This window comes from Pseudonocardia sp. NPDC049635 (assembly GCF_040659795.1).
In the GTDB taxonomy this organism is placed as follows: domain Bacteria; phylum Actinomycetota; class Actinomycetes; order Mycobacteriales; family Pseudonocardiaceae; genus Pseudonocardia.
In genome coordinates, this window is the sequence record NZ_JBFAON010000011.1 from 1 (window position 1) to 24,123 (window position 24,123).

Annotated in this window: 19 protein-coding genes and 1 pseudogene; 8 read left to right on the forward strand and 12 right to left on the reverse strand. The window is 72.9% G+C overall.

Annotated features, from left to right (window positions below; translation table 11 throughout):
* Positions 1-1,291: pseudogene (locus tag AB0J24_RS15135) on the reverse strand (LuxR family transcriptional regulator); the annotation flags it as partial.
* Between the two features lie 38 nt (positions 1,292-1,329).
* On the opposite strand from AB0J24_RS15135, the gene AB0J24_RS15140 reads away from it, so the two are divergent.
* The gene (locus AB0J24_RS15140) at positions 1,330-1,608 is read left to right on the forward strand and encodes a transposase (protein ID WP_358681097.1); all 279 of its coding nucleotides are present in this window, start codon (positions 1,330-1,332) and stop codon (positions 1,606-1,608) included.
* An 87-nt stretch (positions 1,609-1,695) separates the two neighbouring features.
* Entirely contained in the window at positions 1,696-2,346 is a 651-nt protein-coding gene (locus AB0J24_RS15145; RefSeq protein WP_358681100.1) for a 2OG-Fe(II) oxygenase family protein, read from the forward strand.
* On the opposite strand, the gene AB0J24_RS15150 is transcribed toward AB0J24_RS15145, so the two are convergent.
* The 4 genes from AB0J24_RS15150 to AB0J24_RS15165 all read right to left on the reverse strand — a co-directional run bounded on the left by AB0J24_RS15150 (position 2,322) and on the right by AB0J24_RS15165 (position 4,102).
* Positions 2,322-2,576, reverse strand: a complete 255-nt coding sequence (locus AB0J24_RS15150; RefSeq protein ID WP_358681103.1) for a hypothetical protein — start codon at positions 2,574-2,576, stop codon at positions 2,322-2,324. The genes AB0J24_RS15145 and AB0J24_RS15150 overlap by 25 nt on opposite strands.
* A gap of 95 nt (positions 2,577-2,671) precedes the next feature.
* Entirely contained in the window at positions 2,672-3,343 is a 672-nt protein-coding gene (locus AB0J24_RS15155) for a DUF4386 domain-containing protein (RefSeq protein ID WP_358681105.1), read from the reverse strand.
* A 59-nt stretch (positions 3,344-3,402) separates the two neighbouring features.
* Positions 3,403-3,636 (reverse strand): helix-turn-helix transcriptional regulator, encoded by a 234-nt coding sequence (locus AB0J24_RS15160; protein WP_358681108.1) that lies wholly within the window; start codon positions 3,634-3,636, stop codon positions 3,403-3,405.
* Positions 3,629-4,102 (reverse strand): hypothetical protein, encoded by a 474-nt coding sequence (locus tag AB0J24_RS15165; protein WP_358681111.1) that lies wholly within the window; start codon positions 4,100-4,102, stop codon positions 3,629-3,631. The genes AB0J24_RS15160 and AB0J24_RS15165 overlap by 8 nt, the downstream gene beginning before the upstream one ends.
* A gap of 666 nt (positions 4,103-4,768) precedes the next feature.
* Between AB0J24_RS15165 and AB0J24_RS15170 the strand changes: the two genes are divergently transcribed.
* Both AB0J24_RS15170 and AB0J24_RS15175 read left to right on the forward strand, forming a co-directional pair.
* On the forward strand, positions 4,769-5,509 hold the full coding sequence (locus AB0J24_RS15170; protein WP_358681114.1) for an ANTAR domain-containing protein: 741 nt from the start codon (positions 4,769-4,771) through the stop codon (positions 5,507-5,509).
* 144 nt (positions 5,510-5,653) lie between these two features.
* Positions 5,654-9,097 (forward strand): ABC transporter ATP-binding protein, encoded by a 3,444-nt coding sequence (locus AB0J24_RS15175; RefSeq protein WP_358681117.1) that lies wholly within the window; start codon positions 5,654-5,656, stop codon positions 9,095-9,097.
* A 153-nt stretch (positions 9,098-9,250) separates the two neighbouring features.
* On the opposite strand, the gene AB0J24_RS15180 is transcribed toward AB0J24_RS15175, so the two are convergent.
* The 6 genes from AB0J24_RS15180 to AB0J24_RS15205 all read right to left on the reverse strand — a co-directional run bounded on the left by AB0J24_RS15180 (position 9,251) and on the right by AB0J24_RS15205 (position 17,544).
* Positions 9,251-10,057 carry an alpha/beta fold hydrolase gene (locus AB0J24_RS15180; RefSeq protein ID WP_358681120.1) on the reverse strand — a complete coding sequence of 269 codons (807 nt, stop codon included), beginning with the start codon at positions 10,055-10,057 and terminating at the stop codon, positions 9,251-9,253.
* 31 nt (positions 10,058-10,088) lie between these two features.
* Entirely contained in the window at positions 10,089-10,997 is a 909-nt protein-coding gene (locus AB0J24_RS15185; protein ID WP_358681123.1) for a cation diffusion facilitator family transporter, read from the reverse strand.
* Between the two features lie 75 nt (positions 10,998-11,072).
* Positions 11,073-13,565 carry an ATP-dependent Clp protease ATP-binding subunit gene (locus AB0J24_RS15190; protein ID WP_358681126.1) on the reverse strand — a complete coding sequence of 831 codons (2,493 nt, stop codon included), beginning with the start codon at positions 13,563-13,565 and terminating at the stop codon, positions 11,073-11,075.
* A 76-nt stretch (positions 13,566-13,641) separates the two neighbouring features.
* Positions 13,642-14,820, reverse strand: coding sequence for a hypothetical protein (locus tag AB0J24_RS15195; protein WP_358681129.1), 1,179 nt, complete (start codon positions 14,818-14,820; stop codon positions 13,642-13,644).
* Between the two features lie 77 nt (positions 14,821-14,897).
* Complete coding sequence (locus AB0J24_RS15200) at positions 14,898-16,169, reverse strand: FAD-dependent monooxygenase (RefSeq protein ID WP_358681132.1); 1,272 nt, start codon at positions 16,167-16,169, stop codon at positions 14,898-14,900.
* Positions 16,170-16,299: 130 nt separating this feature from the next.
* Positions 16,300-17,544, reverse strand: coding sequence for an FAD-dependent monooxygenase (locus tag AB0J24_RS15205; protein ID WP_358681135.1), 1,245 nt, complete (start codon positions 17,542-17,544; stop codon positions 16,300-16,302).
* Positions 17,545-17,748: 204 nt separating this feature from the next.
* On the opposite strand from AB0J24_RS15205, the gene AB0J24_RS15210 reads away from it, so the two are divergent.
* The gene (locus AB0J24_RS15210; RefSeq protein WP_358681138.1) at positions 17,749-19,218 is read left to right on the forward strand and encodes an oligosaccharide flippase family protein; all 1,470 of its coding nucleotides are present in this window, start codon (positions 17,749-17,751) and stop codon (positions 19,216-19,218) included.
* Positions 19,219-19,222: 4 nt separating this feature from the next.
* Here the strand turns inward: AB0J24_RS15210 and AB0J24_RS15215 are convergent, their stop codons facing one another.
* Complete coding sequence (locus AB0J24_RS15215; RefSeq protein ID WP_358681141.1) at positions 19,223-20,113, reverse strand: ATP-grasp fold amidoligase family protein; 891 nt, start codon at positions 20,111-20,113, stop codon at positions 19,223-19,225.
* A gap of 239 nt (positions 20,114-20,352) precedes the next feature.
* Between AB0J24_RS15215 and AB0J24_RS15220 the strand changes: the two genes are divergently transcribed.
* The 3 genes from AB0J24_RS15220 to AB0J24_RS15230 all read left to right on the forward strand — a co-directional run bounded on the left by AB0J24_RS15220 (position 20,353) and on the right by AB0J24_RS15230 (position 24,056).
* The gene (locus AB0J24_RS15220; protein ID WP_358681144.1) at positions 20,353-21,363 is read left to right on the forward strand and encodes a glycosyltransferase family A protein; all 1,011 of its coding nucleotides are present in this window, start codon (positions 20,353-20,355) and stop codon (positions 21,361-21,363) included.
* A 34-nt stretch (positions 21,364-21,397) separates the two neighbouring features.
* Entirely contained in the window at positions 21,398-22,624 is a 1,227-nt protein-coding gene (locus tag AB0J24_RS15225; protein WP_358681147.1) for an MFS transporter, read from the forward strand.
* Between the two features lie 127 nt (positions 22,625-22,751).
* Positions 22,752-24,056 (forward strand): MFS transporter, encoded by a 1,305-nt coding sequence (locus AB0J24_RS15230; RefSeq protein WP_358681150.1) that lies wholly within the window; start codon positions 22,752-22,754, stop codon positions 24,054-24,056.
* Positions 24,057-24,123 lie beyond the last annotated feature (67 nt).

The window sequence follows — 24,123 nt, forward strand, 5'->3', positions numbered from 1 at the left end:
GGCCATGGTGCTGACCGGCAAGCACTCGCTGGACTTCTCCGGCGGTGTCTCCGCCGAGGACAACTTCGGCATCGGTGGCTACGACCGGATCATGGCTGGCGTGGGCCCGCCCGCTGAGCCGTTCGGCCGCGGCGGCGGCCCGGTCCGGTTCTCCCGAGCGGACGGCCGCCTCGACCAGCTCGGGCAGGGCGACGCTGCTGTAGGCCAGCTCGTCGTACTCGCACGCCGCCGTCGCGGCGGCCAGCGCGGCGTCGTAGTCGCCCACGCCGTTGTACAGGTACGCCAGCGCCACCTCGGCCATGCCGACCGTCGCACCCTCCCCCCGTGCCGTCGCGTCGGCGATCACGGTGGCGTACAGCTCGCGGGTCTCGCTCCGCCGGCCGGACCAGGAGGCGAGCGTGAGCCGGGCGTTGGGCAGGCGCGGGGCCCCCGTGATCTCGGCTATCGCCTGCTCCTCGGCGATCAGCTCGGCGGCGCGGGCGAACTCCCCGGTCAGCACGAGCGTCGAGGACAGGGCGTTGACCGCGGCCGGGAGCGTGGCCAGCGCGCCCGCAGCACGACCGAGCCGGACATCGCGCTCGGCCAGCGCATGGATCGCCTCGTCGTCCCACAACGTCGCCGCGACGTGGCAGGCCAGCCACAGCCAGCGGCGGTTGTCGTCGTCGGTGTCGGCGTGCAGCATCGTCAGCGCACGCTGGAGGACGGGGACACCGGCCTCGTAGCCGTGCCGGAACGTCGTCGCCAGTCCCTCGATCAGGACGTCGACCGGCCGTGGCGGCGTCGCGGCCGTCGGAGCGGCCAGGCCGGCCTCTGCCGCCTCCAGCAACCCGCGGTCGCGACCGAGTCGGCCCGCGTGGAAGGACGCTTCGATCGCCTGCAGGTAGGTCTCCCGGGCCAGCGCGGCATCCAGCGGCACCAGCGTCGCGGCGGCGTCCATCAGCATCGCCGGGGCGTCGCTCCCGCGCGTGGTCCGGAACGCGATCTGGGCGCGCAGCAGCTGGAGGCGGGCGCGGCGCAGGGCGTCGAGCGGTCCGGCCGCCGCCATCGCGGACAGCTCCCGGGCCGCATCGGTCGCGCCGGCCTCGTGCGCGGCCTCCAGCGCCCGCCCGGCACGGGCGGCCGGCTCGGCGGAGATCTCCGCGGCGCGCCGGAGGAACGCGGCCGCGGCCGCGGACCCGCCGCGGGCGCGGGCCCGGGCGGCCGAGCGCTCCAGCTCCGCCGCGGCTGTCTCGTGCCGGGTTTGATGGAGGGCAGCAACTCCAGCGAGGATGAGAAGCGATGGCTGCCCCACGGAAGTACCCCGACGAGCTGCGGGAACGAGCGGTCCGGATGGTCCGCGACATCAAGGTCGAGCCCGGCGGTAGCGCCAAAGGCGCCTGCCGGCGAGTCGGCGACCAACTCTGCATCGACCCCGAAACGCTGCGGGGATGGGTCAACCAGGCCGAGATCGACGACGGCGACCGGCCGGGGGTGGGCACCGATCAGGCCACCCGGTTGGCCGAGCTCGAACGCGAAAACCGCGAGCTGCGTCGGGCGAACGCGATCCTGAAATCTGCGTCCGGCTGTTCTTCGCGCTACCTCTCGAACAGAAGCGCCGGGTCGCGATGACCAGCGACAACTACGGTCGCGGTTACGAGGAAGTCGGCGGCCAGACCCTCGAGGGGTGCCCCTCCGGACCTCAAGGAGGGCTACTACATGGGCCGCGAGTTCCGGACCGACGGCACCGTGCCCGAGGGCGACGCGGGTATGGGCTTCGGCCCGAACCTGTGGCCGGAGCGGGCCGAGTTCCGGGAGGTGCTCACCGAGTACCACCGCCGGATGACAGCGGTCGCCACGCTGTTGATGGAAGGCCTCGCCCTGTCGCTGGACCTGCCCGCGGACTGGTTCCGCGACTTCTGCTACGACGCTGCGCCGTCCCTGCGGATCCTGCACTACCCCCCGCAGCCCGCGAACCCGCAACCCGGCGAAAAGGGCGCGGGTGCGCACACGGACTGGGGCGGTATCACCCTGCTCGCCCAGGATGCCAACGGCGGCCTGCAGGTCCTCGGCAAGGACGGCTGGATCCACGCCGATCCCATCCCCGGCACGTTCGTGGTGAACCTCGGTGACCTCATGGCGCGCTGGACCAACGACCGCTACCGATCCACACTGCACCGGGTCGTCAACACCTCGGGCGCTGAGCGCTACTCGATGCCGTTCTTCTTCTCCGGGCGGCCCGACGCCGAGATCGTCACTTTGCCGACCTGCCGCACCGAGGGCGAGCCGGACCGTTACCCGCCGACCACCCCCGCCCAGCACACCCGGGAGAAGCAGCAGGAGACCTACGTGGTGAACGCGGGCGGATGAGGCAAGGTCACTCCGCGCTCCGGCCGCGAGGCACGCCAGTCGTGTGCGGCCGGGCTTCCGTCGACGGCGATCTCGGCCCCAAACATGCCCAGGAAGCTGAGCGAACTGCCGTCGTCCAGCGCGGCGAACGCGACCATGCTGGATGGGTCACCGATCCGCCTGCCCGCCCGGATCGCGGCGGGCAGGCGGATCGGGTCCGGGCCACCCTCACCGGCGCGACCTCCACCCACGAACTACCACAGATGAAGTCGCGGTCGATCCCGCAGCTGGGTCACCAGTCCACACACGATCTTTCTGACAGGTCCACCGGCATGATGCTCAGCGCCTATGTCAAGGCGGGTGCGTTCGCACGTTGCTCGGGTCGTCGTAGTCCTCTGGAGATGAGGTAGACGCCGAGATAGATCTCGTTGGCGATGATGGGGAGGACGAGGATCGGTTGGATCGCGGGTTCGGAGACGAAGACGTTCGCCATCACTCCTGCGGCGCCGATCAGTCCCCAGATCGTGATGTATCGGGGGACCAGGGCGGATCGGTGCAGCAACAGGTAGAGGAGCGCGGCGCCGATGCCGAAGAAGATCGGCACGGCGTAGCTGACCATGCTGCTTCGCACGATGCTCAGCAGCTCGACGGCGCTCTCCGCGCCGCTGTGATCGGGCTGTCCGGCGAGTGACAGTTGCGTCAGAGGGAGGAGCGCGGCAGCGGCGCAGACCGTCGCCTCGATGATCCGCACCCCCAGGTATCCGACGGTCGTGGCGGGGTGGGAGCGGCTCAGCGGCGTCCACAGGGCAGCGACGATGCCGATCACCGCTAGGGCGTTCACGAGCTCGAGGACGATCCCTGCGATGACGGTCGAGCTCTCGTCCGTGAGCCGGCTCAGGACGTCGGGCTGGTCGAGGACCGCCTGGATGAGAGTGCCGCCGGTGAGGCTCGACGTCATCGCCACGAGGAACATGACGCCGGCGAATCTCGCGTTGCCGCGGTGGAGGGTGGCTGACATGGGACGACTGCCTTCCAGCGGCGGGCGCCGCATAGCGGGGGTGGGCGACCTCGGTGCTGTCAGGCGTCTTCGCTGTCCTCGGTGCGGTGCTCGAAGACTTCCCCGATGGGCACGCCGAAGGCATCGGCGAGCCGGAACGCCAGCTCGAGGGAGGGGGTGTACTTGCCGGCCTCGATGTTGAGGATGGTCTGCCGGGAGGCGCCGACCTTCTCGGCGAGCTCCAGCTGGGTCATCTCGCTGGCGAAGAACCGGAGCTTCCGGATGTTGTTGGTGATCGTCAGCTTCTTATCCATTGCGGACGCCCCGCTCGTACCCGTGGACGCTGACAGCGCCGGCGACCAACGACCCGAGGGCGAACGACCCGAGCAGGACATGGAGCGCGAGCACGGCCGACCCACCGAATGCCAGGGTCGCGAGCATCCCGACGAGACCGACCCCGGCGCAGGCGTATCCGACGCGCGCAGCTCGCAGTCCGAGCATCCTGTCCATCTCGTCCTCCGCCATGGCGGAGGACAGCATCCGCTTGACCCGCCGCGGATCGTCTTCGCGGGCCGCGAAGCTCGCGGCCAGCACGATCCGGAAGACGATCTGGACGAGGATCAATGCGACCACGGCGATCCCGAGGAACGCGAGCGCCGTCGAGGCCCACCATCGCAGGCTCTCCGCTCCGCCTTCCCGGGCCGCGTAGACCGCGTACCCGACGAGGATAGCGAGACCTACGACCATGCTCGCGACGGCGTTCTTGCTCTTGGGTGACATCTGCTCGACTCTCTAGTCCAGTCTGTTCTACTCACAGTACAAAAGACTATACATAAAGTACAGACTACTACACACTCGACCAACTAGTACTCCAGCCGCACTTCGTGATGTTGGCGTGCGCTGGGCTTCGATCTTGTGCAGGTGGAGGAGGATCTCGAGGCGTGGGCCGGTGGCCTGGACGGGTTGTTCGGGCTGGTGGCGGGGCGGTTCTTCCGGACGGAGCCGCGGCGGCGGGCGCGGGCGTATGTGCGTGGGCTGTTGGCGCCGTTGGCCGGTCGGGTCGAGGCGGGTGATCGGGCAGCTGGGGTCACATCAGTTATCGGTGCAGGTCACCGCGTGATAGACGCGCTGGGGCCAGCTCACCCCGCACCCTCCACCGCGGCAACGCGAGATTCGGGTCGGATCGATACTGGAGGGCGCGGTCATCGCGTGGTCGTCCTTCTTGATTGCTGTGAGAGGTGTTCAAGAAGATCACGCGGTGGCCGCCCTACCCAGGCCCCGCCCGTCACCGGGCCGGTCACACACCACTCTGGTGGACGCCACTCCCGGTGTCGCTGACCAGCTGTGGGGCCGCGCCGGGCCACCGGCCTGGCTTGCACCACAACTTGTCCGCACGCTTGACTGACCGTGCTGCCCGTCATGTCCGTTTCCACCGAGGTGAGCCCGATGCCAGCCGGTCCCTACGAGCATCTCGTCACCGGGTTGCGAGCCGCTGCCCAGCACTACATGTCCGACCCGGCGAGCGACTCGTTCGCTGCCGAGGGGCTCGCGCAGATCCTGGAGACGACGGTGAAGACCACCCCCGGGGTCGCCGTCGGCGGGATCTCGGTGACGGCCAAGGGAACCGTCACGGCGCGGGCGGTCACCGGTGAGGACGTCCGCGCCCTCTACGACCTGCAGACCGAGGCACAACAGGGGCCCTGCCTGACCGCGGTGGAGCACCCGTCACCGGACGGGATCGTGGTCGCGCACGACCTCGCGTCCGCGCCCGACGCCGATCGCTGGCCGATCTTCGCCCGCGCCGCGGTCGACCACGGTTACCGGTCGCTGCTCTCGACCGACCTGGCCGTCAACTCCATGGGCCGCGTCGGGATGACCCTGTACGCCCACGCGGCGGGTGTGTTCGACGACGCCACCCGCACCGTCGCGGGCCTCTCCGCGGTGCAGGCCGCGCTGGTGCTCGACGGTGCCGAGCGCACCACCCACCTGCAGCGGGCGCTGCACGGGCGTGACCTGATCGGCCAGGCCAAGGGCATCCTGATGGAGCGCCACGGCATCGACGCCGACGAGGCGTTCCAGATGCTGGTGAGCGCCTCCCAGGACACCAACGTCCGGCTCCCGGCCGTCGCCCGCTTCGTCACCGACGAGGCCACCGCGGCCCGGCGCGACCCCCCGCGCACCGGCTGAACCCACCGGGCGCGGACACCGCGACCGTCCCTCCACGACGGACCCGGAAAACCGGCGGCGACCACGGGCCCGTCCCGGCTAGCGTCGATCACCGACCGGCGCCGGAGATCCCGGGCCCGCCCGGTCGGACCCGAGGGGTGACTGGTGCGCGCGCTGACCTGGCGGCGACTCGGCGGGCCCGCCTCCGCCGTCGCGATCGGGGCGGCCGTGGTCGCCGCGGCGGCCGAGGCCGTCGCCGCGACGGTCGTCGGGCAGGTCGCCGCCGGCCCGACCGGCACCCTCGTCGTGCTGCTCGCCGGTCTGCTGCTGGGTGCGGCCGTGCTGGACACGCTCGGCCGGGTGCTGTTCGCCGGGGTCGTCGGCCGGGCCGAGGGCCGGCTGCGGGCCGACCTGCTGGACTCGGCGTTCGCCCAGCCGCTCCCCCGGCTCGAGGACCAGGCCGTCGGTGAGCTGCTGGACCGGGTCGACGACGACGCCCGGCAGCTCGCGCAGCTCATCCGCCGGATCGGCTGGGAGACCGGTCGTGCGCTGATCCGCTCGGTGCTGGCCTGGATCGCCGCCGGAGTCGTCTTCTGGCCTGCCTGGATAGCCTTCCCGGTGGTCGCGGCCCTGGTCGTGCTGGTCGTCCGGCCCCTGACACCGCTGCTCGCCCGCTGCAAGGTCGCCGAGGAGGTCGCCTGGTCCGACCACTCCGCACAGCTGGAGGAGGCGATCGCAGGGCAGGACGACGTCCGCACCTCGCTCGGGCAGCCGCACGTCGTACGCGGGTACGCGGCCCGGGCCGCCGCCGTCATCGCCCGCGTGCACGCCACGAGCATCGCCGCCACCCAGGTCGGGCTGCGCGCCGGGTTCGTCGCGCACGCGCTGCTGGGGGCCGTCGCGATCGGCGGGGTCTGGCTCGTCGCGGGAGACCCGGGCGGGATCGCCGCCCTGGTCACCCTGTGGATCCTGGTCACCGCCTTCGTCTCCCAGGTCGACGCGGTCGTCGACCGGATGCCCGACATCCAGGCCGGCATCGGAGCGCTCACCCGGGTCCGTTCGTTGCTGCTCGCGGAGCGTGAAACGGACGGTGGGCTGCCGCTCCCGGACGGCCCCGCCGCGGTGGAGCTGCGCGGCCTCACCGCCGGGTACGACGGCGGGTTCCGGCTCGCCGGGATCGACCTGACCGTCCCGGCCGGAACGACCTGCGCGCTCGTCGGACGCACCGGGTCCGGGAAGTCGACGGTGGCGAAGGTGCTGTCCCGGGCGATCGAGCCGCCGTACGGGCAGGTGTTCGTCGGCGGACGAGACGTCCGGACGATCGCCCTCGACGACCTGCGCCGCGGGATCGGGGTCGTCACCCAACGCACCGAGATCCTGGCGACGACGCTCGCCGGGAACATCGCGCTGCTCGACCCGGCGGTGCCCCGCGACGCGATACGGGCGGCGGTGTCGGCGCTGGGCCTGGACGGCTGGGTGGACGCGCTGCCGGACGGGTTGGACACCCGTCTGGGCACCGGCGGGATCACCCTGTCCGCCGGGGAGCAGCAGCTCGTGGCGTTCGCCCGGCTGCTGGTGCGTGACGTCGCCGTCGTCGTGCTGGACGAGGCGACCGCCCGGATGGACCCACGGACCGAGGAGCGGGTGACCCGAGCGTCGCGGGCGCTGCTGGCCGGCCGGACCGGGATCGTCGTCGCGCACCGGCTCTCGACGATCCGGCGGGCCGACACGATCGCCGTCCTGGAGGACGGCCGGCTCGTCGAGCACGGCGACCGGGCCGTGCTGGCCGCCGGGACCGGGCACTACGCCACGCTGCTCGCCGCCACCGGTTCCGGGGACGAACCGGAGGCCGGCTCCGGGGACCCGTCCGAGGACGGTCTGCTGCACCGTTCGGCCCGCCGCCCGGTGCCGGCGCCCGCACCGGTCCCCGCACCGAAGCTGTGGCGGGCCACGCTGCGCCTGGCGCTCGCGCACCCGCAGTGGGGCCTCGTGGGCGGGTTCATGTTCACCGTCGCGACCCTGGCCAGCGCGACCGGCGTCGTCACCGGCTGGCTGTGGGGGGAGGTCGCCGCGGCGCTGCAGGCCGGCGGTGCCCCGTGGACCCCGGCTCTCGTGCTCACCGGTGTGCTGCTGCTGTTCCCGGTGTGGATCGCGATCGCGTTCCGCACCTACCCACGCTGGTGGACGGCGACCACCCTGCGGTTGCGGCTGGCGGTGCTGCGCGGGCAGACCATGCAGCACCGCGGCAGCCGCGCACCGGCCGGGGAGGTCGTGGCGCGCGCGCTCGACTCGGACCGGATGGTGCTCTACGTCGACCGCTGGGTGGACGTCGCGAACTCGGTGATCGTCGTGGTGGTCGCCGGGTTGGTCGCCGGTGACGTGCGGGTGGCCGCCGTGATCGGCTCGTTCCTGTTGCTGTGCGCCGGGGCCGCCGCGGTCGGTGCGCCGTTCGCCGGGCGGGCCGGGCGGGCCGCCGCGGAGGCCCGCGCCCGGTTCGGCACCTCGCTCGGATCGGCGCTCGACGCGGCCCGCACCGTGAAGCTCGCCGCCGCGACCGGGGTGCTGGCCCGCCATCTCGGCGAGGTCGACGGCCACCGGGTGCGGGCGACCGTGCGCGAGTACCGGATCCGGGTGCTCCTGGAGGGCGTGCCGGGCGTGCTGATGCAGGCCGCCGTCGTGCTGACCTGGGCCCTGTACCTGACCGGACACTGGGATCTCGCGATCGCGCTCCTGGTGTCGACGACGCTCAACGGCGCCGGGTTCCTCGGCCAGGTCTGCGCCGCCGCCGTCACCGAGGCACCGATCGCCCGGCGCTGGCTGCACGCGATCACCCCGTTCGCCGCACCCGCGGACCCGACCCGGCTCCCGGCCGGTGTCGACATCGTCGCCGGGACGGCACCGGACCCGCAGCCGGTGCCGCGTGAGCCGCTGCGCCGGCTGACCCTGGAGAAGGTCACCGCGGTGCACGACGACGGCACCGTCGGTGTGGAGGGCGTCGATCTCGACGTCGACGCGGGCGAGCTGGTGCTGGTCACCGGTCAGGTCGGGTCCGGGAAGTCCAGCCTGCTCGCGGGCCTGGCCGGGCTGGTCGGGCACGAGGGCGTCATCCGGTGGAACGGGCGCACCGTGGAGGACCCGCAGCAGTTCCTGCGCCCCGGCCAGGTCGGTTACGTGGGACAGCTGCCGCGGGTGCTGTCCGGCACCTTCGACGACAACATCGCCCTGTCCCATCCACGGCCGGTGGCCCCCGCCGTGGACGACGCCCGGCTGGCCCGCGACGTCACCGCGGCGGGCGGACCGGACGCCGTCGTCGGGCACCGGGGCATCCGGCTCTCCGGGGGTCAGGTGCAACGGCTGGCGATGGCCAGGGCACTGGCGACCGGAGCGGAGCTGATCGTCGCCGACGACGTGTCGTCGGCGCTGGACGTGCGCACCGAGGTCGAGCTGTGGGCCGCGCTGCGGCGCCGGGGCAGCACCGTGATCGGCGCGAGCACCAAGCGGGCCGCGCTGGCGCGGGCCGACCGGGTGGTCGTGCTCGACCGGGGCCGGGTCGCCGACGAGGGTCCGTGGGACGAACTCTCCGCGCGCTGGTCACACCTGGCGGGCTGAGTCCGCCGCTCGGCCGAGCACGAGCGGGCGGGCCCGGCCGAGCACGAGCGGCTGCGCCCGGCCGACCGGGAGCGGCTGCGCCCGACCGACCGCGAGCGGGTGCGCTCAGCAGACTGCGAGCGGGTGCGCTCAGCAGACTGCGAGCGGGTGCGCTCAGCAGACTGCGAGCGGGTGCTCGGTGAGGAACCGGTGGACCTCGGCGGAGGCACGCTCCCGCTGCTCCAGGAAGTACGCGTGCCGCGCACCGGGCAGGACCACCAGCTGGGCCGCCGGGATCCGCGCCGCCAGCAGCCTTCCGTTGGCCACCGGGGTGTACTCGTCGGCGTCACCGTGCAGCACCAGGACCGGTGCGGTGACGCCGGGCAGCGCGTCCCAGGCATCGTGCCGGGCACTCGCCCGCCGGTGCCCGGCCCGGGCTCGGGTGCTCATGGTGTCGTCGCCGAGGACGGGCAGCGGACCCTCCCACCCCGGACCGACCATCAACCGGACCAGCTCGCACCGCGCGGGCCCCGGCGGCCCGGCGAGCGTCCGCAGGACGCCCCGGTCCGCAGGCACGGTGCCCGCCCCACCGGCGCTGGTGCAGCCCAGCACGAGGGCCCCGACCCGGCCCGGGTGGTCGGCAGCGATCCACTGCGCGACCCGGCCACCCATCGACGTGCCGTAGAGGTGTGCCCGCCCGACACCGAGCGCGTCGAGCACGGCCACCGCGTCCCGTGCGAAACGCCGGGTGCTCCACTCCCCGTCGACCACGTCGTCGCCGGCCCCGGTTCCGGCATGGTCCACAGCGATGGTCCGGAAGCCGGCCAGGTCCGGGCGGACGGGGCCCCACCAGCTCCGGCTGTTGGCCTGCCCGGCGAGCAACAGCAGCGGCTCACCGTCGCCGACCACGTCGAAACCGATCCGGGTGCCGTCGTGTGCGATCGCCCACCTGCCGGCCGGCCCGGGCACTGGGGTGCTCACGGCGCCCACCGTAACCACCGTGCGATCGTGCTCAGCCGCAGTGGTTCTCGTGCGCGACGTGGGCGTGATGCTCCACCTGCAGCGTCGAGTGCTCCAGCCCGAACCGCTCACGCAGCGTGTGCGAGGCCCGGTCCAGCACCGACCCGGAGCCGCAGTGCAGCTCGATCTCCTCCTCCACCACGAGATGGGCCGACATCGCGGGGGTCCGGTCGTTGATCGCCCACAGGTGCAGGTCGTGCACCTCCCGCACGCCGATCACGGCGAGCAGCTCGGCACGCACCGCGCCGACGTCGACACCCTTCGGCGCACCCTCCAGCAGCACGTGGGACGCCTCGCGGAGCAGCGTGACCGCCCGGGGCAGGATCAGCGCCACGATGAACAGCGAGGCGATCGTGTCCGCGTACGGCCACCCGGTGGTCATGAGCACGACCGCGGCGGCGAGCACACCCACCGAGCCGAGCGCGTCGCCGAGCACGTGCAGCATCGCGCCGCGCATGTTCATGTTGCCGCGGTCGCCACCGGAGAGCACGACCAGCGCGGCGATGTTGCCGAGCAGGCCGAGCGCACCGATGACCAGCAGCGGCAGGCCCGGGATCTCGACCGGCTCGAAGAACCGCTGGACGCCCTCGACCGCGACCCACACCACGACGGCGACCAGGGTGAGCGCGTTCAGCGCCGCGACCAGCACCTCGGCCCGCCCCATGCCGTAGGTCCGCCGGTCGGTCGCCGGCCGGGCGGCCAGGATCGAGGCGATCAACGCCGCGAACAGTGCCCCCGCGTCGGTGAGCAGGTGACCGAGATCGGCGAGCAGCGCCAGCGATCCGGTGACCAGGGCACCGACGGCCCCGAGCACCGCGGTGGCCAGCGTGATGACGAGTGCGATCGTGAGCCGCCGCCGGTCGCCACCGGCGTGCCCGTGTCCTCCGTGTCCGTGACCCATGCCGTCAGCCTACTCATGCATGTATTCGCATGTCTAAACGGATTGGCCTCCGGTCCGGTGGCCGGGACCCGCCGCTCACCCCGCTTCGATCACCAGCTCGCCGTCCACGGCACCGACGCGGACCGTCCGGCCCGGCCCGATCCGGCCGTCGAGCAGCATCGCCGACAACGGATTGTCCAGCTCGCGCCGGATCGTCCGGCGCAGCGGCCGGGCACCGAAGTCGGGCTGGTGACCGTGCTCGGCGAGCAGGCGCACCGCGTCGTCGTCGACGTCCAGGCCGATCTCCTTGCGGGCCAGCCTGTCCCGGGTGTCGTCGAGCAGCAGCCGGGTGATCCGGGCCAGCTGCTCGGTGTCCAGCCTGCGGAACACGATGGTCTCGTCGATCCGGTTCAGGAACTCCGGCCGGAACACCTCGCGCAACCGCGGCAGCAGGCGGTCGGCGAGCACCGCGTCCTCCCGCTCGGCCGGTGTGGCCTCCTGGGTCGCGGCGGGGCCGAAGCCGAGCGTCATGCCGTGCCCGGTGATCAGCTCGGAGCCGACGTTCGACGTCATGATCACGACGGTGTGCCGGAAGTCGACCGTGCGGCCCTGACCGTCGGTGAGCCGGCCGTCGTCGAGCACCTGGAGCAAGGTGTTGAACACGTCCGGGTGCGCCTTCTCGATCTCGTCGAGCAGGAGCACCGAGTACGGGCGCCTGCGGATCGCCTCGGTCAGCTCGCCGGACTCGCCGTAGCCGACGTAACCCGGTGGCGACCCGACCATGCGGGCGACGGTGTGCTTCTCGCCGTACTCGCTCATGTCGAGCCGGACCATCCGGTCCTGCTCACCGAACAGGGCCACCGCGAGTGCCCGGGCGAGCTCGGTCTTCCCGACACCGGTCGGTCCGAGGAACAGGAAGCTGCCGACCGGGCGGTCCTCGTCACCCAGACCGGAACGCGAGCGGCGGATCGCCTCGGCGACGGCCGTCACCGCGGAGCCCTGGCCGACGACGCGCCGGTGGAGCTCCTCCTCCAGCTTCAACAGCCGGTCCCGCTCCGCCTCGGTGAGCTGGGTGACCGGGATCCCGGTCGACCGCGACACGACCTCGGCGATCTCGTCGGTCCCGACGACCGGGGCCTTGCCCTCCTGGCCGGCCGGGTCCGCCGGGTCGGCCGCCAGCCGAGCGCGCGCCTCGGTGATCTGGTCACGCAGCTGCGAGGCCCGCTCGTAGTCCTCGTGCGCGACGGCCTGGTCCTTGTCCCGGACCAGCTGCTCGATCCGCTGCTCGATCTCGCGCCGGTCGAGAGTGGGGGTGCGGGTGCGCAACCGCACCCGGGCACCCGCCTGGTCGAGCAGGTCGATCGCCTTGTCCGGCAGGAAGCGCTCGGTGACGTAACGGTCGGACAGCTCGACCGCGGCGCGCAGCGCGTCGGGCGTGTAGCGGACCTGGTGGTGCGCCTCGTAGCGATCCGCCAGCCCGCGCAGGATCGCGATCGTGTCCTCCACCGAGGGCTCCGGCACCAGGACCGGCTGGAACCGCCGGGCCAGCGCGGAGTCGGTCTCGATGTGCCTGCGGTACTCGTCGAGCGTCGTCGCACCGATCACGTGCAGCTCCCCGCGCGCCAGCGCCGGTTTGAGCAGGTTGCCGGCGTCCATCGCGCCACCGCCCTCGCCACCGCCGGTGCCCGCGCCGACCATCGTGTGCAGCTCGTCGACGAACACGATCAGGTCCTGCGAGTGCTCGCGGATCTCCTCGATCAACGTGCGCATCCGCTCCTCGAAGTCGCCACGGAACTTCGTCCCGGCGACGACACCGGCCAGGTCGAGCTGCACGACCCGGCGCCCGCGCAGGGTGTCGGGCACCTCCCCGTCCGCGATCCGCTGGGCGATGCCCTCCACGACCGCCGTCTTGCCCACGCCCGCCTCACCGATCAGCACCGGGTTGTTCTTGGTGCGGCGCGACAGCACCTCGACGGTCTGCTCGATCTCGTCGCCGCGCCCGACGACCGGGTCCAGCCGACCACCGCGCGCGGCGGCGGTCAGGTCCTGGCCGTACCGGTCCAGCGTCGGGGTGGGCGAGTCCGCTTGCTCGGCGGCCGGGCCGGCCTGGGGCGGCCGTCCGTCGGCGGTCATCGAGTCCGGCGTGAAGCGGGAGCGAGCGAGCAGCCGGCCCGCGGCGGACTCCTCGTTGGTCGCCAGCGCGAGCAGCAGGTGCTCCGGGCCGATGTAGGTCGACCCCAGCGAGCGGGAGATCTGGTGCGCGTCGAGCAGGGCGCGCTTGGCCGAGGGGGTCAGCGACGGCGGGCGGGGGTCCGTGCCGTCACCGCGCGGCAACCGCTCGTCGAGCGTCCGCGCGATCGCGTCCGGGTCGGCGCCGGCGCGGGTGATCCACTGCCGGGTCGTCTCGCTGCGCGCGCAGGCCAGGAGGATGTGGGTGGCGTCGAGGTCGGTGTCACCGCGTCCCGAGCGCTGCACGGCCTCCTGCGCCGCGTGGGCCATGATCTCCCTGGCACCGGCGCTCATCAGCCGGGTCAGGTCGATCCGGTGCACCGGTCCGCGGGGATCGCCGGGACCGAAGAAGCCGGTCATCAGTCACCTCTCGGTTGGGATTCGCCGCTGGTCGGCGTTCCCGCCGCTGCGGTGGGCGAAACCCACGCGGTGGAGCTCAGCCGCCGTCGGCCGCCGGTACGTGCGAGGCCGCGCCGACGCCGTCCGCGGCGAGCACGTCGGAGGCGACGTCGCGGCAGACCGCCCAGCCGAACTCGGCGTCGCGCTCGGCCGGGTAGGTCGTGAGCACCGCGAGTGCGCGGCCCTCCCAGGCCAGCACGCAGTTGACGTTCCAGTAGCCGGCACCGTGGCGGGTCCAGCCGTTCTTCTCGGCGACGGCGCCGGGGAGCATGCCGTGGATCCCGGACCGGCCGTCGGGCGTGATCGAGGCCAGGTCGGTGAGCAGCTCGGACCCGCCGGGCCATTCCTCGGCGCGGTCCCGGACGCAGGCAAGGATCGTCGCCGCGTCCACCGCGGTGATCTGGGTGTAGGACCACCATCCCGGACGTGACGTCGTCACCGAGACCCCGCACTCGGTGGCCAGCCGGTCGATCGTCGCCTGCCCGCCACCGCGCCGGTAGAGGCGTTCCGCCGCGGAGTCGCTGCTGGCGCGGACGGCGGCGGAGATGTCGGCCCGTTCGGTCGCGGTGAGCGGGCGCTGCGCCTGCGCCGCGGCGCGCAGGGTGTCCGCGGCGAGCCACGCCTTGATCGTCGACTCGGCCTCGGTGCGGGTGGTGTCGGCGTCCGCGGAACCGGTCCAGCGACCGGTGTCGCTGTCCAGCAGTGCCCAGGAGAGCCGGAGGTCCTCCTCGTCCTCGCGGGCGACCGGGATCGTGCCCGGAGGCAGGGAGACGGCCTCTCGCGGGGCGATCCCGGCGGCGGCACCCGGTTCGATCATCGCCAGGAGCAGCTCCCTGGTCGTGCCGGGGAGCACCGACGCGGCCGGGTCCGGCGGTGGCGCCGGTGCGACGGCGACCGGGTCACCGGCCCCGGAGGTCGGTGGTGGGTCCGCGACCGCCGCGGCGACCGGTGGTCCCGGGAGACCCGTCGGCACCGGCGGGGCGGTCACGTCCCGCCCGAGCGGGTCGGGCCCGCGCGTCGGCATCCCGGCGCCGAGAGCGACGGGCGCGCAGACGACGGCGACCACGACGAAAGCTCCGGCCCAGCGGTACAGGCGTCGTCCGGGCACCGCTCCCCCGTCCCGGGGCCGGCGGGCGACCGACGTCGCGACGGGAACCGGCCCGGCCCGATCCTCACCGACGACGACCGGTCCGGGGCAGATGTCGTCGAACGTCACACCGGATTATCCGGATCGACCGCCGATTCCGGGCACCGCGTGACGAGCCGGGCACAACGCGTCCCGGTCGGATCCGGTCACGGACAGCCGGTGAGCGTCCCCACCGGGCTGACCTCGCCGCGGCGCAGCGCCCGGCGCAGCCGCCGGGCGAACGTCAGCTGTTTGCGGACCTGACGGACCGGCTCGATCTGGGTGGCCTCGTGGAGTCGACGGTGCAGCGGGCCCTGGTCGCCCCGCCGGTCGAGCAGCGACCAGGAGAACTCGACGGCGTCGACGCCGTCGAGCCGCTGCGGCACGGTCTCGAACCACCGCATGCTGCGCCGCGCCATCTCCTGCACCGGCGCCGTCGCGGTCCGGCGGCGCGCGTCGTAGGCGGCCAGCGCGGCCTCGACGTCGGCGGCCGGCTCGTACCCGCCTTCGGGGCCGTGCGCCGGGTAGAGCTCCTCGGCGAGCGCGATCGCGTCGGCCACCGCGAGCACGGTGCCGGACCCGATCGCGAAGTGGGTGGTGTGGGCGGCGTCGCCGGCGAGCACCACGTTCCCGGAGCGCCACGAGGTGTTGCGGACCTCCCGGAACTCCAGCCAGGGCGCGGCGCCGGCGCCGGGGGGCGCGATCAGCGACTCACCGTCGAGCGAGCGCTCGAAGATCCCCTCCAGCAGCCGCATCGCCGGCCCGGCCGGCATCGCGTCGAGTCCCAGTCCGCGCCAGGTCTGCGGGGTGCACTCGACGATGCAGGTGCTGAGGCAGTCCGCCGCCGGGTAGGCGTGGAACCAGATCCACCCGGCGTCGGTGCGGACGAAGGCGAAGGTGAAGGTACGGAACGGCTTCGAGGTGCCGAACCAGACGTAGCGGTTCGCGCCGTGGGCGACCCGGGTGCCGAAGTCGTCCTCGCGCGCGGTGCGGATCGCGCTGCCGATCCCGTCGGCGGCGACGACGACGTCCGCGTCCGCGGTGAGCGGGTCGGCCGCGAGATCGCCGTCGGCCGCGACGGTGGTGGAGAACCGCAGGTCGACACCGACCTGCCGGGCCCGTGCGGTCAGCACCTCCAGCAGCCGGGACCGTCCGATCGAGTACCCGTAGCGGCCGCCGAGGTGGACGGTCTCGTCCCCGACCTCGACCACCTGTTCACCCCAGACGTGCGCGGCGGCGCGGACGCCCTCGGCACCGACCGGGTCGGTCCGGTACAGCTCGTCCAGGATGTCCTCACCCAGAGTGACCGCGAAACCGGACGCCGTGCCCGGCGCCGCACGCTCGGCGACGACGACCTCGTCCCGGCCGCCGCTGCGCAGCCGGGTTAGGACGGCGGTGTAGAGGCCGGCCGGGCCGCCGCCCACGCACACGATCTTCACAGCACGTCCCTTCCGCGGGCCGTCGGGGAGCGGGCCCGCCGTCAGGGTAGGTCACAAACCGGACAACGGCGCCACAAGGGGTAACCGGTTCCGTTCCGGGCCGTGCCGGATCAGGTGGTCCGGGGCCTCGTCAGCCGGTCGCCCCCCGCTCGCCGCGCCGGGCGGCGCGCCGGACCCGGCGGGCGCTGGTCAGCGTGCGTCGGACCTGGCGGACCGGGCCGATCTGGGTCGCCCGGTGCAGCCGGTAGTGCAACCGGCCCATGTCACCGCGGCGGTCCAGCAGCGCCCAGGAGAACTCGACCGGGTCCTCGCCGCGGTCCAGCCGCTGCCCGGCGTGCTCGAACCACTGCATGTTGCGGCGGGCCATGTCCTGGACCGGGGCGAGCTGGGCGCGGCGCCGTGCGTCGTAGGCGGACAGGGCGGCGATCCGGTCCCGCGCGTGGGCCGGCCCGCCCGCCGTCCCGTAGAGGGCGTCGGCCAGCGCCACCCCGTCCTGGACGGCGAGCACGGTGCCCGAGCCGATACCGAAGTGGGTGGTGTGCGCGGCGTCGCCGGCGAGCACCAGGTCACCGTCGCGCCAGGTGCGGTTGCGGACCTCACGGAACCGCAGCCACGGCAGCTCGCCGGATGCACCGGCACCGCCGGCCGCGGGCGCGAGGAGCCGGTGCCCGTCGAGCGCGTCGGCGAAGATCGACTCGAGCAGGCGCAGCCCGTCCGGTGCCGGCGCGGAGTCCAGCCCGAGCCCGGCCCAGGTCTGCGGTGCGCACTCCACGATGCAGGTGCTGGCGCCGTCGGCCGACGGATAGGCGTAGAACCAGATCCAGCCGGCGTCGGTGCGTTCGAACGCGAAGGTGAACACGTCGACGCTGCGGTCGGTGCCCAGCCAGACGTAGCGGTTCTCCCCCGGCTCCACCGTGGTGCCGAAGTGCTCGGTGCGGGCGCTGCGCAGCCGGCTCCCGACGCCGTCGGCCGCCACCACGACGTCGGCGTCGATCTCGTCGCGGCTCCCGACGTTGCTGCCGAACCGCAGGTCCACGCCGAGCTGCTCGGCGCGCTCGGTCAGCAGCGCCAGCATGGTGACCCGGGCCATCGAGTAGCCGTACTTGCCGCCGAGGTGCACCGGTTTGAGGTGGCCGATGCGGACCATCTGGTCGCTCCACAGCCGCGAGGCCCGGCGCAGCGCGGGCGCGCCGGCGGGATCGTTGCGGAAGAAGTCGTCGAGCAGGTCCTCGCCGAAGGTGACGCCGAAGCCGTGCGTCCAGCCGCGCGCATTGCGCTCGTGGACGACCACCTCGTCGCGGCCCCCGGACCGCAGCCGGGCGAGAATCGCCAGGTAGAGGCCGGTGGGCCCCCCTCCGACGCACGCGATACGCAACCGAAGCCCCCTCGGTTCAGGCATTCACCCCAACGGAGTGGCACGGTAGCGCAGCGACGACGGGGCCCGATCGGGTGTGCGACCGGCGGGGAACCACCCCGGCCCTCGACGGCGACGGCTCGTCGTTAGCGTGGTCGCCGTGTTCGCTGCGAGCGCCGCCGGGAGCGGCACCGGCCGGATCACCGCGCGCCGTGCGGGCGCGCGGTGAGCGGGGGCGGAATGCTCGCCGGGCGGGTCCGGTCGGCGCGGCGCGAGATGGGCAACCCGCTCTACCGCAACGCCTACGCGCTCATGCTGAACACGGTCGTCAACTCCGGGTTCGGCCTGCTCTACTGGATCTTCGCGGCGCGCACCTACAGCCCCGAGGAGGTCGGGCGCGGCTCGGCGCTGGTCAACCTGATGATGTTGATCTCGGTGCTGACCACGCTGAACTTCGGCCAGGCGCTGATCCGGTTCCTGCCGACCGCGGGACACGACTCGGCCCGGCTGGTGCGGCTGGCCTACGCGGTCTCGGCCGGGCTCGGCACCGTCGCCGCCACCGGTGTGATGATCTACCTGCACCTGGCCCACTCCCCCGGCGACCCGCTGTGGGTCTCGCCGGGTTTCGCGCTCTGGTTCGTGGTCTCGACGGCCGCGTGGTCCATCTTCAACCTGCAGGACCAGGTCTTCACCGGTCTGCGCTCGGCGATGTGGGTGGCCCTGGAGAACGGCCTCTACGGTGTGGTGAAGCTGGTGCTGCTGGTCGTCGTGTCCTTCACCTCGGTGTCGGACGGGGTGTTCACCTCCTGGTCGGCGCCGGTGCTGGCGCTGCTGGTGCCGTTCACGCTGTTGATCGCGCGTCGGCTGCTCCCCCGGCACGCGGCGGCGTCGGCCGCGGAATCCGGCGCCGGGGCACCCGCGCCGGCGACGCTGCGGCGTTACATGGCGGGCGACTACGTCGGCCAGGTCTTCAACCAGGCGACGTCGTCGTTCCTGCCGGTCCTGATCATCCAGCTGCTCGGCCCGCAGCAGAGCGCCTACCTGCTGCCCGCCCAGACCGTGTTCGTCGCGATGAACATGCTGTCGGTGGCGATCACCTCGTCGCTGGTCGTCGAGGGCTCGCGGGACCCGGCGCGGGCGCATCTGCTGGCCCGCTCGATCCTGCGCCGGATCGCGGTCATCGTGCTCCCGGCGGCGCTGCTGGTGGCCCTGGCCGCCCCGTTGCTGCTGCTGCTCTACGGCCGCGAGTACTCCGAGAACGCCTCGCTGCTGCTGCAGCTGCTGATGCTGTCGATGGTCCCGCGGGTCGTGGTCACGCTGTGGATGACCCGCTCGCGGCTGGCGAACCGGACCGGTCCGCTGGCCGTGCAGCAGCTCGTGCACGCCGTGGTCGTGCTCGGCGGGACGCTGCTGCTGTCGCCGTCCCTGGGGCTCGACGCCGTCGGGTGGTCGTGGCTGGCGGCGGAGCTGCTGCTGGCGGTGTTCCTGGCGCCGGTCGTCGTACGGTGGCTGCGCGGGACCCGTCCGGTGCCGGTCCGCGCGGCGGCGGTGGACCCGGGGGCCGGCGCCGTCACCGAGGTCATCGGCCGGATCGAGGACAGCGGGACGAGCAGTGACGGCCGGGACGGCCCGCACGACCCTGACGGCCCTGACGACACGGCCCCGACCCGCCGGATCCCGCGCGTGCGGGAGTGAGGCGTCAGCCGCGGTCGATGAACCGCTCCGGGATCGGGGTCCCGTTGCGCCACAGGTTGCCCAGCGCCCGGTCGAACGCGCGGGGGCGCAGCCGGACCAGGCCGCCCCCCGGGTTGTGCGTGATCTCGCCGAAGTAGACGTGCCCGTCGACGTCGTAGAGGTCGATCCGGGCGAAGGTGAAGTCCTTGCCCAGCGCCCTGGCGATCTCGAGCATCCGCTCGTAGCCCGCCGGCTTCTCCGGCAGTGTCCGCGCCTGGGAGAACCGCCCGGAGATCCGGAACGGCACCCAGTCGGGATGCATCATGGTGGAGGTGTGGGCGACGAACCGGTCCTGGTCGACGACGACCATGGCGGGCTCGCCGTGGAAGACGAAGAACTTGTAGTCGTTCGGCGCCGTGGTCCCGTCGCCGATCATCTCCTCGACGACCACGCGGGGCGTCAGGCCCTCGTAGGGCCGCTCCCGCCAGCCGTGCCGGAAGAAGTCGGTGCGCAGCCAGCGCGCGGCCGTCGCCCGGATCCGGGCGTGGTCGGCGGCCGCCGGGTGCGGGACCAGGATCGTCATGTCGCAGCCGTGCGTCCCCTTCACCACGTAGGGCCGCTGCAGGCTCTGCAGGTCGAGGTCCTCGGCCCGCTCCACCACCTGGATCAGCGGGATGAGGTGCTCCGCGCCGATCCGGTCGGCTACGTGCGCGCGCACCCGGTACTTGTCCGCAGTGACGTGCACCAGTTCGGTCTGCTCACCGAGATTCTTCTTCGCCAGCAACTGCGCGTAGGTCTTCGGCTTCCGGAGCGTCGTGATCTCGCCCTGGAACAGGGCGTGGTGCATGATCGCGAATGCACGGTGCGGCAGGAATCGGAGCCGCCGGGACAGCATCACCCGAGCGTCGAACGACATTCTCCGGAGGATAGAGGAGCCCACCGGTCCCCCCGCCCCGGGCACGTCCCGTACGCAGGTGGTGACGCCGAGGCATCATCGAACGAGTACCCCTTCGAATCCGGAGCCGTTCCGGTTCGCAGACCATGATCACACTGTTGGAGCAACGGCCTTGTGGTGCAAGGCCAGCGATAACCCCTCCGGGCGAATGCCGGTGGGTGTGTGATGCGCCGCGCACACCCGGAAGGAGCCTTGCTAACGTGCCGTTCGTGCGGAACAACAACGTTCTGGTGACTGTGATCACCCCGGCCTACAACGTCGGTCCGTGGATCGCCGAGGCCATCGACTCGGTCCTCGCACAGACCGAGTCGCGCTTCGAGTACCTGGTCGTCGACGACGGCTCGACCGACGACACGGCCGAGATCGTCCGCGCGCGGGCGCAGGCCGACCCCCGGATCCGGCTGATCCAGGTCGAGAACGGCGGCTCCGGTGCCGCGCGCAACCGGGCGCTCGCCGAGAGCTCTGCGCCGTTCGTGGCGTTCCTCGACGGCGACGACCGCTGGCACCCCCAGTTCCTGCGGCACATGCTGGAGACGCTGCACACCGCCCCGCCCGGGGTGGGCATGGCCTACTGCCACAGCCGCGTGATGCTGGAGAGCGGGCAGGTGGTCGCGCTGCGCTGGCAGCCGGCGGGCAAGGTAGACGTGGACAAGCAGCTGGTCGAGAACAACCCGCCGCACAACGGGAGCTCGCTGCTGGTCCGGCGGGCCTGCTTCGACCAGGTCGGCGGGTTCGACTCGTCCCTGCCCTCGGCCGTCGACTTCGAGATGTGGCTGCGGATCGCGACCGGCTCGAACTACCCGCTGATGTGGGGCACCCGCCGCTACCTGCTCGACATGCGGCTGATGCGCACCGGATCGATCAGCTCGAACCGGCAGCGCCGCTTCGAGTGCCTGGACAAGGTGATCTCCGACTACGCGCCGCGCATGCGTCGGATGCACCCGGGGATGGCCTACATCCGGCCCGCGGTGTTCGCCTACCGGGACGGCCTGGACGACTTCGGGGACCGCTGGTCGCTGCTCGCCCGCGAGGCGGGCACCGCGGCGTTGGCCCGCGACCCGTGGGGCCGGTCGTTGCTGGCCTGGAACAGTGCCGGGCGGGAGCGCCGCGCCCAGCTGCGCAGCCTGCGCGACGGCGCCCGCCGCAGCGCCTACCGCGGGATGTCCGGCGCGCTGCGGACCGCCGGGAAGCTGAACGCCCTGCGCGGCTGAACGGTGCTGCGGGGCCGTCGGGCATGCTCGCGGCGTGGGCGAGCGAGCGACGGCGACACGGCCTGACCGGACCGAGCGGCGGGCTCGCGTCGGGGTCGGCCTGGTGTTCGCCACCAACGGCCTGGTCTATGCGAACCTGCTCCCCCGCTTTCCGCAGCTCAAGCACGATCTGGGACTGAGCAACGCCCAGCTCGGCCTGGCCGTGGCGGCGATGCCGTTCGGTGCGCTGCTCGCCGGGCTGACCGCCGGCGCGCTGATCGCGCGCTTCCGGTCGTCCCGGGTGGCATCGTTCGGGATGGCGGCCATCGCGCTCGGCGTCGTGCTGGTCGGCTTCGCCCCGGGCTGGGGCCTGTTCGCAGCCGCGATGTTCCTGGTCGGCGCGGCGGACGCGGTCGTGGACGTCGCGCAGAACGCGCACGGCCTGCGGGTGCAGCGCCGTTACGGCCGGTCGATCCTGAACTCCTTCCACGCCCTGTGGTCGGTCGGCGCCGTCGCCGGCGGGCTGATGGGCTCGGCGGCCGCCGGGATCGCGCTGCCGCTCCCGCTGCACCTGGGCCTGTCCTCGGCGCTGTCGGTGCTGATCGCGGTCGCGGTGTACCCGCTGCTGCTGTCCGGGCCCGAGGACGCCGAGCGTTCGGCGGAGCGCCCGGACACCGGCGAACCGGATCCGGCTCGGCGGCGCCCGTGGGCCGGGCTCGGGTTCCGCGCTGTGCTGTTGCTGCTGGCGTTCGGGTTGGTCGCGAACTCCGGCACGATCGTCGAGGACGCCGGCTCCACCTGGGCCGCCGTGTACCTGCAGGACCTGGGCGCCGGGGCGGCCGTCGCCGGGCTGGGCTTCGTCGCGCTGCAGGGCTGCCAGTTCGTGGGCAGGTTGCTCGGCGACCGGATGGTCGACCGGTTCAGTCAGCGCACGGTGACCCGGGCCGGCGGTGGCCTGGTGCTGGCCGGGATGGGGACGGCGCTCGCGTTCCCGACGGTGCCGGGCACAGTGGCCGGGTTCGGGATCGCCGGCTTCGGGGTGGCCACCCTGGTCCCGGCCGCGATGACCGCCGCCGACCGGATCCCCGGACTCGCGCCGGGGGCCGGGCTGACCGTGGTGACCTGGCTGATGCGGGTCGGTTTCCTGGTCTCCCCACCGGTGGTCGGGTTGATCGCGGACGCGGCCGACCTGCGGACCGGGCTACTCGTCGTCCCGCTGGCCGGCCTGGTCGTGCTGTTCCTCGCCGCGATCCTCCCCGGCCGCAGGGCCCCGGCCGGCTGAGCCGCGATCCGGTCCGCCAGGGCCAGGGGTTCCGCCGGTCAACGCTGCGTCTCGACACGAACCGATCGATCGTTTAGCGTCGGCCGCCATGTCGTCATCCGTCCCGTCGGCGTCGCCGGGACGAACCGTGGCACCCACGCTCCGGTCGTCCCGCAAGGTCGCCACCGCCAGCCTCATCGGCACCACCATCGAGTGGTACGACTTCTTCATCTTCGGCACCGCCGCGGCACTCGTGTTCGGCCAGGTGTTCTTCCCATCGGTGGATCCGCTGGCCGGAACGCTGGCCTCGTTCGGAGCGTTCGCCGTCGGCTTCATCGCCCGCCCGGTCGGCGGCGCCGTGTTCGCCCACTTCGGCGACAAGATCGGCCGCAAACCGATGCTGGTCTACTCGCTGCTGCTGATGGGGGCCGCGACCGTCGGCATGGGCCTGCTCCCCGGGTACGACTCGCTCGGCATCTGGGCGCCGATCCTGCTGGTCACCCTGCGGTTCCTGCAGGGATTCGGGGTCGGCGGGGAGTGGGGCGGCGCCGCGCTGATGGCGGTCGAGCACGCGCCGGAGCACCGGCGCGGGTTCTACGGCAGCTGGCCGCAGGTCGGGGTGCCGCTCGGGCTGGTCATGGGCACCGCCACGTTCGCGGTGCTGTCGGCGGTGCTCAGCGACGAGCAGTTCCTGTCCTGGGGCTGGCGGGTGCCGTTCCTGGCCAGCGTCGCGCTGATCGGTGTCGGCATGTGGATCCGGCTCGGCGTGCACGAGTCGCCGGTGTTCCAGCAGACGATGGACGCCAGGACCGCGAACCGGATGCCGGTGCTCGAGGCGCTGCGCACCTACCCGAAGCAGATCGCGCTGGCCGCGGGGTCGTTCCTGGCGACCAACTCAACGTTCTACGTCGGTTCGGTCTGGCTGGTCACCTACGCGACCCAGGAGCTCGCCTACGACCGGACGACGATCCTCACCGCGAACGCCTTCCTGTCGCTGTCCGACATCCCGATGATCCTCGCGTTCGGTCTGCTCTCGGACCGGCTCGGCCGCCGCCCCCTGTTCCTGGCCGGGATGGGCCTGCTCGCGCTGTTCGCGGTGCCCTACTTCTGGCTCGTCTCGACCGGCAGCGTGTGGTTGTTCGTCCTCGGTGGTCTCGTCGTGCAGGCCTGCCGCTCGGCGGTCTACGGGCCGCAGTCGGCGTTCTTCGCCGAGCAGTTCTCCACCCGGATGCGGTACTCGGGGGCGTCGCTGGCCTACCAGATCGCCTCGATCCTGGGCGGGATCGCACCGCTGCTGTGCACCGCGCTGGTCGCCTGGACCGGGTCGCTCTACGCGGTCGCCGGTTACGTCGCGTTCATCGCGCTCGTCTCCATGGGCTGCTCGTATCTGATGGCCGAGACCCTGCGCTCCGGCCTGCGCGACGACACCGGTGTCCCCGCCACCCGCGGCTGACGTCCGACCACGGACCACCCCGCGACCCGGGGGCGGGGGTGAGCAGCGCAACCCGGCCCCCGGGTTC